Here is a 13697-nt window from a genome sequence, read left to right as displayed (position 1 = left end):
AGCCTCGGTTACCCCGAATTCTCTCGTCGACAACGTGACCCTGCGCGGACCAGCGTAATGCCCCGTCGACCCCGCGCATCTCGTCCGGCCTGTCAGGATGGAGGCATGACCTCGGACGCATCACTCGCACGGCCCTCGGGCCTGGACCTGAAGTTCGTCGACGCCGCCACCAGAGCGCAGGACGATCTCTTCGAGCACGTCAACGGCCGCTGGCTGGCCGAGTACGACATCCCGGCCGACCGCGCCGTCGACGGCGCGTTCCGGACACTGTACGACCGGGCCGAGGAGCACGTCCGCGACATCATCCAGGTCGCGGCGGACTCCAGTCCGGCGCCCGGCTCGGACGCCGCGAAGATCGGTGACCTCTACAGCAGCTTCCTGGACGCCGACGCCATCGAGGCGGCCGGCACCGCGCCGATCGCCGACGAGCTCGCGGCGGTGGCCGACGCCACCGACAGCGAGGCGCTCGCCCGCGTACTCGGCACTCTGCAGCGCACCGGTGTCGGCGGCGCGGTCGCGCACTACGTCGACACCGACTCGAAGAAATCGGACCGCTACCTCGTCCACTTCTCGCAGTCCGGCCTCGGCCTCCCCGACGAGTCGTACTACCGGGAGGACGAGCACGCACAGGTTCGCGAGCAGTACGCCGAGCACATCGGCGCCATGTTCGCCCTCGCGGGCGTGACCCGTTCCGCAGCGAGCGTCCTCGATCTCGAGACCGCCCTGGCGGCGGGCCACTGGGACGTGGTGAAGCGCCGCGACGCCGATCTCTCCTACAATCTGACGACGCTCGCGTCGCTGCTAGCGGACGCGCACGGCTTCGAGTGGGGCGCCTGGATCGAGGGCCTCGGCGCCGACGCGGACCGTCACTTCGCCGAGATCGTCGTCCGCCAGCCCGAGTTCCTCACCACGTTCGCGGAGCTGTGGTCGACGCGCAGCCTCGACGACTGGAAGGCCTGGGCCACCTGGCGCATCCTCCACTCCCGCGCGCCGTACCTGACGTCCGCGATCGTCGACGAGAACTTCGCCTTCTACGGCCGCACGCTGACGGGAACCGAGACCAACCGCGAGCGCTGGAAGCGCGGCGTCTCCCTCGTACAGGATCTGATGGGCGAGGCGGTGGGAAAGCTGTACGTACAGAAGCACTTCCCGGCCGATTCGCGGACGCGCATGCAGGAACTGGTGGCCAACCTCGTCGAGGCGTACCGGCGCAACATCTCCGACCTCGAGTGGATGAGCCCGGAGACGCGGACGGCCGCGCTGGCGAAGCTCGACAAGTTCACCCCGAAGATCGGCTACCCGGACACCTGGCGGGACTACTCCTCGCTGCTGATCGATCCGGCGGACGTGGTGGGCAACTACCGCCGCGGCTACGAGGCCGAGTACCAGCGCGATCTGGACAAGCTCGGTGGTCCGGTGGACCGCGGCGAGTGGTTCATGACCCCGCAGACCGTCAACGCCTACTACAACCCGGGCATGAACGAGATCGTGTTCCCCGCCGCGATCCTGCAGCCCCCGTTCTTCGACCCGGACGCCGACGACGCCGCGAACTACGGCGGAATCGGTGCGGTCATCGGACACGAGATCGGCCACGGATTCGACGACCAGGGAGCCAAGTACGACGGTGACGGCAACCTCGTCGACTGGTGGACCGACAGTGATCGCAGCGAGTTCGGCAAGCGCACCACCGCGCTGATCGAGCAGTACGACTCGTTCGAGCCGAAAGCCCTTCCCGGACACCACGTCAACGGGAAGTTCACGATCGGCGAGAACATCGGCGACCTCGGTGGTCTGTCGATCGCCGTCGAGGCGTACAAGATCTCACTGAACGGCTCCGCGGCCCCGGAGATCGACGGCCTGACAGGGCTCCAACGTGTCTTCTTCGGTTGGGCGCAGGTGTGGCGCACCAAGGCGCGGGACGCGGAGGCGCTGCGCCGCCTGTCCATCGATCCCCACTCGCCGCCCGAGTTCCGATGCAACGGCGTGGTCCGCAACCTCGACAGCTTCCACGAGGCCTTCGAGGTGACAGAGCAGGACGCGCTCTACCTCGATCCGCAGCAGCGCGTCCGCATCTGGTGATCTAGCGCAGGCGCAGGCCGGACTCGGGATCGAAGAAGTACACCTCACCCGCGTCCGGCCGGACGCGTAGGCGCTCGCCCGCACCGACCACGACACGACGATCCACCCGCACCACCACGCGGCCACCGCGGGCCGTCCAGCCGGCGTCCGCCGGTCCGACCGAGTAGGCGAACGACTCCGCCCCCAGTTCCTCGACCAGCTCGGTGGTCAGCTCGACCGCCTCGGTGTCGGACTCGCCCACCAGTTCCCACGACTCGGGGCGGACCCCGACGACGATCCTCCCCTTGTGTGCGGCGGGCACCGGGATGCGCGCGCCACCCAGGACGGCGTGGCCGTCCACCACGTCCGTCTCGAGCAGATTCATCGCGGGCGAGCCGATGAACGACGCGACGAAGTCGTTGACCGGATTCGCGTACAGCTCACGGGGACTCGCGACCTGCTGCAGGAGTCCGCTCTTCAGGACCGCGACCCGGTCCCCCATCGTCATGGCCTCGACCTGATCGTGCGTCACGTACACCGTCGTCGTGCCGAGCCGGCGCTGCAACGACGCGATCTGCGACCTCGTGCTCACCCGGAGCTTCGCGTCCAGGTTGGAGAGCGGCTCGTCCATGCAGAACACCTCGGGGCGACGCACGATCGCGCGCCCCATCGCCACGCGCTGACGTTGGCCGCCGGACAGCTTGCCCGGACGCCGGCCGAGGAGGGGCTCGAGCTCGAGCATCCGAGCGGCCTCCTCGACGCGGACGGCCGTGTCCGCCTTCGACATTCCCGCGTTGCGCAGCGCGAATCCCATGTTCTCCGCCACCGTCATGTTCGGATACAGCGCGTAGTTCTGGAACACCATCGCGACGTCACGTTCCTTGGGTGCGAACCCGCTGACGTCCTTGCCGCCGATCTCGATGCGCCCGCTCTCGATCGCCTCGAGCCCGGCGAGCATGCGCAGGCTCGTCGACTTGCCGCATCCCGACGGTCCGACGAGCACGAGGAACTCGCCGTCCGCGATGTCCAGACTGAGCGCGTCCACCGAGGGAGTCGGTGCTCCCGCGTAGCGGTGGGTCGTCTCCACGAAATGTACCGAGGCCATGACAGAGGTGGTCCGCTTCTACTTGGGCAGCTTGGGAGTGATCTGGCGATCGATGATCTGCTGCAACTGATCCTGCACACCCGAGAACGTCGACGCGACGTCGGCGTTCTGCAGGGCGATCTGCTCGAGACCCGCACCGATGATCTGATCGCCGCCGGGCACGAACACGCGGGCGTAGTCCTGCGACCGGGTCCGCGCGAGCTGGTCCACCGCGGTCCGCGAGCGGGGGTTCTGCTCGAGGAACGCGACCTCGGAGGCGTCGGTGGCGGACGACTTGCGCACCGGCATGTAGCCGACGTTCTGCGAGAAGTACGCCGTGTTCTCGGTGTTGGTCACGAACTCGATGAACTTGAGCGCGTTGATCTTCCGCTCGTCCGGGATGTTCGCCGGGATGGCCAGTCCGGCGCCACCCGTCGGGCACCCGGGAGTGCCCGCCTCGGCGGGGAGAAACGCCGTGCCGAAGTCGAACTTCGCGTTCTTCGTGATGCCCGACAGGTCGCCGGTCGACGCGATGGTCGAGCCGAGCAGGCCCGCGGAGAAGTCGTTGGCGATGTCGTTGGACACGGCCGCGTACTTCTTCGTGTGGATCATGTCCTTGAGGAAGTTGCCGGCCTCGATGGTGCGCTCGTCGGTGAACTTCAGATCGAACTCGTCGGAGTAGCTGCCGCCGAACGTCCAGATCGGGCCCTCGAAGGTCCACCCCAGGTAGTCCTCCGCGTTGCCCCAGCCGTGCGCGAGCTTGCCGGATCCGATGGCGCGCTGGATCTCCGGGCCCCACTGGTCGAACTCCTGCCACGTGGCAGGCCCGCGATCCGGGAGTCCGGCAGCAGTCCACACCTCGCGGTTGTAGTAGAACAGCGGGGTCGAGCGGGCGTAGGGCAGCGCCCACGTCTTGTCGTTCCAGTTGTAGTCGGCGACGAGCGAGTCGACGTAGTCGCTCGTGTTCACGCCCGCCTGCGAGAACAGGTCGTCCAGCGGCGAGATCGCGCCGAGCAACGCGAAGTTGAACCACCACACGTCCGAGAGCAGCACGACGTCCGGCAGCGACCCGCCCGACAGCGCCGCGTTGAACTTCTGCGCGATCTCCTCGTAGTTCTTGCCGCCGTCGACCATCTGCACCGTCAGGTCGGGATTGGCGGTCTGGAAGCGCGAGATGAGCTCGTTCTCGATGTCCTTCGAGCTGCCCGGGTGGGACGACCAGAACGTGATCGTACTGGCATCGCCACCACCGGACGACGACGAGCTGCTCGTCGAACTCGTTCCGGCACAGGCGGTGAGAGCGGCGCCCGCGGCGACGGCACCGGACAGTCCGAGGAATCCGCGGCGAGAGAATGGCTGCATCATGTGCTCCTTGTTCATAGGTTGGTCAGCCCTTGACGGCGCCGGAAGTGAGGCCCTTGATCATGTGACGCTGAAGAGCCAGGAAGACGATCAGAATGGGGAGCATCGTCAGGACGGTGCCGGCCATGACGGGCCCCCAGTTGGTGACGCCGTCGTTGTTCTGCAACTGGGTCAGGCCCACCGGCAGCGGCGCGACGGACGAGTCGTCCGACATCAGGAACGGCCAGAGGTACTCGTTCCACTCGTTCACCACGGTGATGGTGGCGAACGCGACCATGGTCGGGCCCGACAACGGCAGGACCACCCGGAACAGCAGGCGGACCGGGCCGGCGGCGTCCATGCGGGCGGCCTCGATGATCTCCTGCGGTATCGACAGGAAGTGGTTGCGCATGAGGAACGTCCCGAATGCCACGCCCGCCAGCGGCACGATGATGCCCTGGAAGGTGTTGCGCCACCCCAACTGCGCCACCAACGCGTAGTTGGAGATCACCGTGATCTGGTTCGGCACCATCAGTGCCGCGATGATCACGAGGAAGACGATCGTCTTACCCGGAAAGCGCAGGAAGACGAGGCCGTAGGCGCTCAGCACGCCCAGCGCGAACTTCACGACGGCCAGGATGCTGGTGATGATCAGGGAGTTCTTCAGGAACGTCCAGAACGGAACGGTGGTCGTCGCCTCGTCGTAGTTCTCCGGGCGGAACACCGCGGGCCACCAGACCGACGGCTGCACGTAGATGTCACCGCGCTCCTTGAACGAGGTGACGACGATCCAGAAGAGCGGCAACCCGATGATGACGATGACCACGACCATCGCTGCGTAGCCGAAGAGTGTGGAGAGTCGACGACGCCGGGCGGCGTCCCGCGCCGGGCGGGCATCGTCGGCAGTGGCGGCGGCCGGTGCCCTGTCGATCACGCTCATCGCGCATCACCTCGATCCATGACTCGCACCTGCAGGACGGTGATGATCAGCAGCACCAGGAACATGATCGTGGCGACGGTCGCGCCGTAGCCGGCCCGGAAGTTGCGGAACGACTCCTCGTACACCTGATAGACCATCGTGGTGGTGCCGGTACCCAGCGGACCGCCCCGCGTCATCACGTTGATGATGTCGAAGACCTGCAACGAGTTGAGCATGACCGTGATGGACAGGAAGAACGTGGTGGGACGCAGCTGAGGAAGCGTCACCTTGCGGAACGTCGTCCACCGACTCGCGCCGTCGATCTGCGCGGCTTCGGTCAGATCCTGCCGAAGACCCTGCAGCGCTGCGAGATAGATGACGAAGGCGTAGCCCAGGTTCTTCCACAGGTACGTCACGGTGATCATGAACAGCGCCCACCCGGGGCTCTGGTAGAAGTCCGGCACTCCCTCGAAGCCGAACCGCCGCATGACGTCCTGGATCAGGCCGAAGTTCGGATCGAACACGAACTGGAACGCCACACCGATGGCCGCGCCGGAGATGACGAACGGAGCGAAGACGGCCGAGCGGACGATGTTACGGCCGCGCAGCTTGCGATCGAGGAGCATCGCCAGGACGAGTCCGAGGAGCATGCTGCCCGCCACCGCCGCGATGGTGAAGATGACGGTGTTCGACACGATCTGCCACGTGTCGCTGCGCCCCCACCATTCGCGGTAGTTCGAGAGACCGATGAAGGTCGACGTCGGCGACGAGATGTTCCAGTCGAAGAACGAGAGCCTGATGTTGTCCAGCAGAGGCCGGTAGGTGAACACGCCCAGCAAAACCAGGTTCGGCCCGACCAACACCAGGAACAGCGCGTAGTCGCGCCACGGTCGACGGAGGAAAGATCGTTGTGCGGGTGGCAGTTCCGGCAAGGTGCGCTGGACCACCGGCCGCGATCGCGGCGGGCTTGCTCTCACCGGTGGGACATTAGCGTAGGTAAAGCGAACGAATGGTGAACATGGACCGATCAGTATCGGTCCGAGATGTGATCGTTCAGAGCTGCCAGTCGCCGAGGCCGTCGCGGCCGTTCAGAATGCCGCCGTCGGTGTTCTGCACCACCACCGGATCACCCTTCTGGGCCGTCTCGAAGAACCATTTCGCGTCCTCGGTGCTGACGTTGAGGCAGCCGTGGCTGACGTTCTCGACACCCTGACTGTCCACTGACCACGGCGCGGCGTGGACGAAGATGCCACTGTTCGACATGCGGGTGGCGTACTCCACGTAGGTCCGGTAGCCCTCGGGCGCATCGACCGGCACGCCGTAGGTGGACGAGTCCATGTACATGTCGCGGAAACGCTCGCCGACGATGTAGGTGCCGTTGGGCGTCTCGTGGCCGACCTTGCCCATCGAGGTGGGCATGGTGCGCACCACCTCGCCGTTGCGCGTCACCGTGATGGTCTTGGTGTCGTCGTCGGCCGTCGTGACGATCGCGTCGCCGACGGTGAAGGTGGACGACGCGTCTCCCGCGGTCACCGTCACGGTCGTGTTCGCCGGCCAGAAGACGTCGGGTCGCCAGCGGACCTGGCTGTCGGAGAACCAGAAGAAGCGGCCGGCGACGTCACCGGCGGACGTGGTCACGTCGATCGCCCGCTCGGCGACCGCGCGGTCGTCGATCGGGGCGGCGAACCGGACGATGATCGGCTGCGCGACACCGACGACCTCGCCCGCGGACGGGTTCAGTGCGGGAGCGGAGAAGTTCGCGCGACCACGCGGCGCCTCGACGGGTGCGGGCGGGGCGACCGGCGGTGTCGGGACACCGGGCGCGGGGGCGGTGATGCCGGGGATCGGCGGGAGCGAGATGTCCGGGCCACCGGGCCACAGCGGCGCCGCGGAGGCGGGCACGGCCACCCCGACGGTGACGGCGGCGGCGGCGAGGACGCCTGCAGCCGAACGAGCAAGGAAACGAACCGAACGTCGAGCACCCATGCTTGTGAACCATCCCTAGCGAAGTCGCTGTACCTGATCGCACCGCAATTAACACATACGGGTGGTCCCCATCGCCAATCGGGTAATGTGGTGAGACACCCGGGAGGGCGCTGACTGCGCCGTGTCGGGATGACGTAGGACTCCTGTCAAACCACGGCGGCGGTCGAGGGTCGAGCACGTTCCTCGCGAACGCGCCGACATGACGGAAGGGCACACGCCGTGGTGATCGACGACCGAACCAACACAGCCGGAAGCAGGCCGGCCCGTCCCGTGCTGTTCTCCGGCGACCGGGACGGGGGCGGACTCAGCGATCTGCTCGGTCCCGAGAGCCTCCGCACGTCGTTCCAGCGCATCATCGATCTGCAGACCGATGCCATCGTCGGGTACGAGGCGGTCGTCCTGGGTCCCGCCGACTCGTCGTTCGCCGACCCCGTGTCACTCGCGTCGGCCGCGAAGTCGATGGGCATGACACCCGACCTCGACGCCGCGCGATGGAACGGAGCGCTCAGCGAGGCCGCGCGCGCCGAGCTTCCTCGTGAACTGCCCCTGTTCATCGCGGTCGACCCCGACTCCCTCACGGAACTACCCGACCTGCGGGACCACGACATGGGCGGCGCGGTGCTGCAGTTCGACGAGACCGCGCTCATCCGACGACCGGCGCACCTGATGCAGGTGGTCGCCGAGGTCCGACGACTCGGCTGGGCCATCGCCGTCGACCACGTGGGAGTACGGCCCGAGTCCCTCGCTCTGCTCCCGCTGCTCGAGCCGGACGTGATCAAGCTGGACCGGACCCTCCTGGCCACACGCCCCAATCGCTTCACGGCCCGCGTGGTCAACGCCGTCGCGGCCCAGGTGGAGCGCACCGGCGCCGTGGTCATGGCCGAGGGCATCGACACCCCACGAGCAGCGCTCACGGCGCAGGCCATGGGAGCGCGTGTCGGCGAGGGCTCCCTCTACGGATCGACCACCGACCTCTCCGTCGACAGTCCCGTGGGATCACCCCTCGAGTTCGAGATCGCGCGCGATCGCGGCTTCACCCCGATGTCGACGCCGTACAACCTGGCTGCCGGCGGTCGCGACGTACGCCGCGCGAGCAAGCGTCTGCTCATCGAGATCAGCAAGAACCTCGAGGCGATGGCGACCGACAGCCAGCAGACCGCGCTGATGCTCGGAGCGTTCCAGCACGTCAAGCACTTCACGCCCATCACCGGACGACGGTGGGAGCTGATGGCCATGAACGCGACGCTCGTCGGCGCGCTCGCGGAGAACATCGGGACCGAGCCTGCCCCGAAGATCCGCGGCGCCAACCTCGCCGCGTCGGACGCGTTGCGCGAGGAATGGGACGTCGTCGTGCTGACGCCCCACTTCTCCGCGGTGCTCGCTGCCCGCGACCTCGGCGACACCGGACCCGACATGGAACGTCGGTACGACTACGTGCTGTCCCACGACACGACGCTCACCATCGAGTGCGCGCGGTCCCTCATCGCCCGGCTGCCTCCCGAACGAAGCGGTTCCTGGTAGAAGGCGCCTGCTCAGACCTCGTCGGGGACGATGACGGAGTGGACGAAGCGCATCTTCTCCAGCACCTTCGCCGGCAGGACGAAGGGGTAGAGGTCCTGGTGTCCCATGGACCTGTTCAGCTGGTTGAGTGCCCACGTGAGCGGTAGCCACCAGTCGATGATCCGGCTGAAACCGACGTCGCCGGCCAGTGGCGCCTCGAAGGTGGATCCGGCGGGCGCGAAGGCGTAGGCCGCAGCGGTGTCCAGGGTGTCCCGGATGTGCAGGTAGTGGGCGAACGTCTCCGCCCAGTCCTCGGCCGGATGCATCGTCGCGTAGGACGACACGTAGTTCTTCTTCCAGCCGTCCGGTGCACCCTCGCTGTAGTGCCGATCCAGTGCCGCCTGGTAATCGTCGTCCGGGTTGCCGAAGAGTTCCTCGAACCGCGCGCGATGCTCACCGCTGCCGATCAGCACCATCTGATAGAAGTGGCCGATCTCGTGCCGGAAGTGGCCGACGAGCGTGCGATAGGGCTCGTCCATCGACACCCGCAGCTGCTCGCGGTGCACGTCGTCGCTCTCGGCAAGGTCCAGCGTGATCAGACCGTTGGCATGACCGGTGATGACGTTGCGGTTGGCGCTCGAGAGAAGGTCGAACGCGAGACCACCCTCGGGGTTCTCGTCCCGCCCGATGATCGGCAGGTGCAACTCGTCGAGCTCGAGCACCACCCGGCGCTTCGCCGTCTCCGCGGACGCGAACTCGGCGATGGCCTCCTGGTCGGAGTCGGCGGGCCGCGTGCGAGTGAGGGCGCAGGACAGGCACAGCGTGTCCCCGTCCGTCGCGTCGACCAACCAGTTGCACTGCGCCAACTTGATGTTGGCGCAGCGTCGCCAGGTGGTGCCGTCCACGACCACGGACAGATCGTCGTCGAGCACCTGCATGCTGCGACTCGGCAGGTGGAATCCCAGCCTGCTGTCACAGCTCAGGCAGATGGAGTTCTCGAACGACAGCTGTTGACCGCACTTGCGGCAGAAGAAGACTCGCATGACTCGTGGAACACCCTTCTCGACAACGCTACGACGCTCAGCCTACGCAGATGCGGGGTCGCTCCGGACCACACCGAGACCATGCCCCCGAGCCGGTGTGACCTGCGACGCCGGGGGGTTTGAACGGGGGGCCGGCGGTGAATCCACGGTGCATGACTGACACGACGCAGAAGACGGCCTCGTACACCGTTCCCGGCATGGACGTCGCCGACGGTGCCCATGTGGCGGAGGTCCTCCAGGACCGCCTCAACGCCCTGAACGACCTGCATCTGACGCTCAAGCACGTGCACTGGAACGTCGTCGGACCCAACTTCATCTCCGTCCACGAGATGCTGGATCCCCAGGTCGAGGCCGTGCGCGGCTTCGCCGACGACGTCGCGGAGCGCATCGCGACGCTGGGCTCGTCCGCACTCGGCACCCCCGGCACCATCGTCTCGCAGCGCAAGTGGGACGACTACAGCATCGGCCGCGCGCCGGCCATCGAGCACCTCGGCGCGCTCGACCTCGTCTACACCGGCGTGATCTCGGACTACCGCGCGGCGATCGAGGAGGTCGGCAAGGTCGACCCCGTCACCGAGGACCTGCTCATCGGACACAGCGGCCAGCTGGAGCTGTTCCACTGGTTCGTGCGTGCGCACCTCGAGAACGCGGGTGGCCAGCTCTCGACGGCCGGCGCCGGTTCCGAGAAGGAAGCGGCACGCGACGCGAGCTGACACTCCGTCTCCACCGCACGAGCTCACAGCGCCGCACCCCGCGAGGGGTGCGGCGCTGCTGTAGTTTCGTGCGGTGACGGAGTCGATCACCGCGCATCGGACGCGGTTCAGAGGCCTGGTCGACAAGATCGCCGACGCGCGTCGGGGAGACAGCAGCGAGACCGTCGCTGCCGCGTTCCTCCTCGTCGCCACCGTGGTGGCCCTGATCTGGGCGAACTCGCCGTGGGGTGAGACCTACCAGTCGTTCTGGCACACCCCGCTGTCGATCACGCTGGGTGATCAGGGCATCGAGCTCGACCTGCAGCATTGGGTCAACGACGGTCTGATGGCTCTGTTCTTCTTCGTCGTCGGGCTCGAGGTGAAGCGGGAGTTCGCCATGGGCGAGCTCCGCGACCGGTCCCGCGCCGCCGTTCCCATCGTGGCGGCGATCGCCGGGCTCGCACTGCCCGCGGCGTTGTTCCTTCTCCTCAATCCCACCGGGCCCGAGGCCGCGGCGTGGGGTGTGGTGATCTCGACCGACACCGCGTTCGTGGTCGGGCTCCTCGCGGTCGTCGGACCCGCCCGAGCCGTGCGTCTGCGCATCTTCCTGCTGACCCTCGCCGTCGCCGACGACGTCGGCGCACTCGCCATCATCGCGGTGTTCTACACCGACGAACTGCGGATCGGGCCCCTGCTCGTGTCCGTGGCGGGCCTCGCTCTGATCGCGTCGCTGCGCGGCCTGCGGGTGTGGCGCGGCGCGGGCTACGGACTCGTCTCGGTGGTCACCTGGGTCGCCATGTACGAGTCCGGCGTCCACCCCACTCTCGCGGGCGTCATGATCGCCCTGATCCTGCCCGTCTACCCGCCGCGGCGGCGTGAGGTGGAACATGCCGCCGCGCTGACCCGAGCGTTCCGACAGTCCCCCAATCCGGAGTACGCCCGCGCCGCGCGGCTCGGACTCGAGCGCGCCGTCTCGGTGAACGAGCGGCTGATGCGGCTCTACCAGCCGTACACGGCCTTCATCATCGTGCCGATCTTCGCCCTCGCGAACGCGGGTGTGGTCCTGAGCTCGGAGACGCTGCGTGCCGCCGCCACGTCGTCGCTGACCTGGGGCATCGTCGTCGGCCTGGTGCTCGGCAAGTTCGTCGGCATCACGACGGCGAGCGTGGTGTTCGCGAAGCTCCGGCCGGGATCCATGACGCCGGGGCTCACCTTCCCGCAGATCGCCGGCGGCGCCGCGCTCTCCGGTGTGGGATTCACCATCTCGCTGTTCATCGTCGATCTCGCGCTGGACGACCCGGCTCTCGCGGACCAGGCCCGCGTCGGCGTGCTCAGTGCTTCCGTGATCGCCGCGCTGCTCGGCTGGCTGGTGTTCTCGCTCGGCAACCGATTCGCGCCGCCGCCCGCGGAACCGTCACTGGACCTCCTCCGCCGCGTGAGCCCGAAGCGGGACCACATCCGCGGACCGGTGGACGCGCCGCTCACCATCGTGGAGTACGGCGATTTCGAGTGCCCGTTCTGCAGCAAGGCGACCGGAAGCACGCGCGAGGTGCGGGAACACTTCGGAGACCAGGTGCGCTACATCTTCCGCCACTACCCGCTCGACGACTACCACCCGCATGCCCGGTACGCGTCCGAGGCGTCGGAAGCTGCTGCGGCACAGGGCAAGTTCTGGGAGATGCACGACACGCTGTTCCTGCACAGCGACGCCCTCGAGCGCGACGACATCGACCGCTACGCCGCGGACCTCGTGCTCGACATGGATCGCTTCGAGGACGACCTCCGGACCGGCGACTTCGTCACCCGCGTCGAGGACGACGAACTCGACGCGCTCACCAGCGAGCTACCGGGGACACCGACGTTCTATCTCGGCGTCGAGGGCCGGGTTCCGCAGCGCCACAGCGGCCCCCACGACGCCGCGACCATCATCCGCGAGCTCGAGGCGATGCGCGCAGCCGCCCGCCGGCCTGTCGCCGACTGACGTCGCCTACTCCTGCGCCCGGTTGCCGTCCTCGTCCCAATGGGCGGCCACCTTCTTCGACGGCTGGACGCGGGGCGGCTCGCCGGGCATCTTGGGGTAGTCCGGGGGGAAGTTGAGCTCGCCGCCGGGTAGCGTCTCCCACAGATCGAGCAGCGGAGCCAACGAGTACGCCTCGTCGTCCATCGACGCCCAGGGATCGCCGTCCTGCAGGTAGTCGGGGACGGTGACCAGGGAGTACTCACGGGGGTCGCTGGTCTCGGCGAGGCGCTCCCAGGTCAGCGGCGTCGACACCGGGGCGCCGGGACGCGCCCGCAGACTCCACGCACTCGCGATGGTGCGGTCCCTGTTGTTCTGGTTGTAGTCGATGAAGAGGCGCGCACCGCGCTCCTCCTTCCACCAGGACGTGGTCACGCCGTCGTCGCGGCGTTCGAGTTCACGGCCCAGGCCGATCGCGGCGTGACGCACGTCCTCGAACGTCCACTCCGGCCGGATCCGCACGTACACGTGGATGCCGCGGTTACCACTGGTCTTCGGGTAGCCACGAAGACCCAGTTCTTCCAACAGTTCTCGCGTCACCAGAGCGACACGGCGGGCGTCGGTGAACGAGGTTCCCGGCTGGGGGTCGATGTCGATGCGCAACTCGTCGGGACGGTCGACCTCGGGCCGACGGACCGGCCACGGGTGGAAGGTCAGGGTGCCCATCTGGGCGGCCCACACCAGCGACGCCGGCTCGGTGGGACACAGCTCCTCTGCGCGCCTCCGGCTCGGGAACGTGATCTCGACGGTCTCGACGAAATCGGGTGCACCTCTGGGCAATCGCTTCTGATAGAAGCCGTCGCCATCCTTGTCCTGCGGGCCGGTGGCCAGGCGCATCCCGTCGCGATACCCGTCGGGCCAGCGCTCCATCGCGGTGGGACGGTCCCCCAGGGCGCGCATCAACGGCTCGCCCACCGTCGAGAAGTACTCGCACACCTGCAGTTTGGTGATGTCCGGTGTGCGGTCCGTGGCCTCGTAGATGATGCGGTCCGGACTCGAGACCTTCACCTCACGCTCGCCGACCTGCAGCATCACGGGCGTCGACTTCGCGGCCACG

11 protein-coding genes are annotated in these 13697 nt (G+C 67.6%); 4 read left to right on the top strand and 7 right to left on the bottom strand.

The annotated features are described in order from the left end of the window. The first annotated feature begins 105 nt into the window (after nt 1-105). A complete protein-coding gene (locus OHB23_RS05565; RefSeq protein WP_328811048.1) occupies nt 106-2079 on the top strand; it encodes a M13 family metallopeptidase in 1974 nt (657 codons plus the stop codon). A gap of 1 nt (nt 2080) precedes the next feature. Here OHB23_RS05565 and OHB23_RS05560 read toward each other — a convergent pair whose 3' ends face one another. From OHB23_RS05560 to OHB23_RS05540, 5 genes are all read right to left on the bottom strand, one after another. Next, the gene (locus OHB23_RS05560) at nt 2081-3163 is read right to left on the bottom strand and encodes an ABC transporter ATP-binding protein (protein ID WP_056441124.1); all 1083 of its coding nucleotides are present in this window, start codon (nt 3161-3163) and stop codon (nt 2081-2083) included. An 18-nt stretch (nt 3164-3181) separates the two neighbouring features. Next, nucleotides 3182-4504: an ABC transporter substrate-binding protein gene (locus OHB23_RS05555; RefSeq protein ID WP_027506126.1), complete on the bottom strand. Its 1323-nt coding sequence runs from the start codon at nt 4502-4504 to the stop codon at nt 3182-3184. A 25-nt stretch (nt 4505-4529) separates the two neighbouring features. Beyond that, on the bottom strand, nt 4530-5423 hold the full coding sequence (locus OHB23_RS05550; protein WP_027506125.1) for a carbohydrate ABC transporter permease: 894 nt from the start codon (nt 5421-5423) through the stop codon (nt 4530-4532). Beyond that, nucleotides 5420-6379, bottom strand: a complete 960-nt coding sequence (locus OHB23_RS05545) for a carbohydrate ABC transporter permease (RefSeq protein WP_051613419.1) — start codon at nt 6377-6379, stop codon at nt 5420-5422. Before OHB23_RS05545 ends, OHB23_RS05550 begins: the two co-directional genes overlap by 4 nt. 76 nt (nt 6380-6455) lie before the next feature. Further along, on the bottom strand, nt 6456-7388 hold the full coding sequence (locus OHB23_RS05540; protein WP_328811047.1) for a L,D-transpeptidase: 933 nt from the start codon (nt 7386-7388) through the stop codon (nt 6456-6458). A 219-nt stretch (nt 7389-7607) separates the two neighbouring features. On the opposite strand from OHB23_RS05540, the gene OHB23_RS05535 reads away from it, so the two are divergent. Further along, nucleotides 7608-8909, top strand: a complete 1302-nt coding sequence (locus OHB23_RS05535; RefSeq protein WP_235578864.1) for an EAL domain-containing protein — start codon at nt 7608-7610, stop codon at nt 8907-8909. An 11-nt stretch (nt 8910-8920) separates the two neighbouring features. Here OHB23_RS05535 and OHB23_RS05530 read toward each other — a convergent pair whose 3' ends face one another. Further along, a complete protein-coding gene (locus OHB23_RS05530; protein WP_027506122.1) occupies nt 8921-9931 on the bottom strand; it encodes a zinc-binding metallopeptidase family protein in 1011 nt (336 codons plus the stop codon). Nucleotides 9932-10083: 152 nt separating this feature from the next. Here OHB23_RS05530 and OHB23_RS05525 point away from each other — a divergent pair, with 152 nt between their 5' ends. Then, a complete protein-coding gene (locus OHB23_RS05525; protein ID WP_056441116.1) occupies nt 10084-10644 on the top strand; it encodes a Dps family protein in 561 nt (186 codons plus the stop codon). Between the two features lie 85 nt (nt 10645-10729). After that, the gene (gene nhaA / locus OHB23_RS05520; protein ID WP_442973032.1) at nt 10730-12604 is read left to right on the top strand and encodes a Na+/H+ antiporter NhaA; all 1875 of its coding nucleotides are present in this window, start codon (nt 10730-10732) and stop codon (nt 12602-12604) included. Between the two features lie 6 nt (nt 12605-12610). Here the strand turns inward: nhaA and OHB23_RS05515 are convergent, their stop codons facing one another. Further along, complete coding sequence (locus tag OHB23_RS05515) at nt 12611-13696, bottom strand: DNA polymerase domain-containing protein (RefSeq protein WP_328811046.1); 1086 nt, start codon at nt 13694-13696, stop codon at nt 12611-12613. Between the last annotated feature and the right edge of the window lies 1 nt (nt 13697).

The sequence above is a fragment of the Rhodococcus sp. NBC_00294 genome, assembly GCF_036163995.1.
In the GTDB taxonomy this organism is placed as follows: Bacteria; Actinomycetota; Actinomycetes; order Mycobacteriales; family Mycobacteriaceae; genus Rhodococcoides.
This window is presented reverse-complemented; position numbering and strand designations above follow the sequence as displayed.

Excerpts from the sequence above, each read along its gene's own strand:
- OHB23_RS05530 (WP_027506122.1), bottom strand. The coding sequence starts at position 9,931 with ATGCGAGTCTTCTTCTGCCGCAAGTGCGGTCAACAGCTGTCGTTCGAG.
- OHB23_RS05560 (WP_056441124.1), bottom strand. The coding sequence starts at position 3,163 with ATGGCCTCGGTACATTTCGTGGAGACGACCCACCGCTACGCGGGAGCA.
- OHB23_RS05525 (WP_056441116.1), top strand. The coding sequence starts at position 10,084 with ATGACTGACACGACGCAGAAGACGGCCTCGTACACCGTTCCCGGCATG.
- OHB23_RS05565 (WP_328811048.1), top strand. The coding sequence starts at position 106 with ATGACCTCGGACGCATCACTCGCACGGCCCTCGGGCCTGGACCTGAAG.
- OHB23_RS05550 (WP_027506125.1), bottom strand. The coding sequence starts at position 5,423 with ATGAGCGTGATCGACAGGGCACCGGCCGCCGCCACTGCCGACGATGCC.
- OHB23_RS05540 (WP_328811047.1), bottom strand. The coding sequence starts at position 7,388 with ATGGGTGCTCGACGTTCGGTTCGTTTCCTTGCTCGTTCGGCTGCAGGC.
- OHB23_RS05555 (WP_027506126.1), bottom strand. The coding sequence starts at position 4,504 with ATGCAGCCATTCTCTCGCCGCGGATTCCTCGGACTGTCCGGTGCCGTC.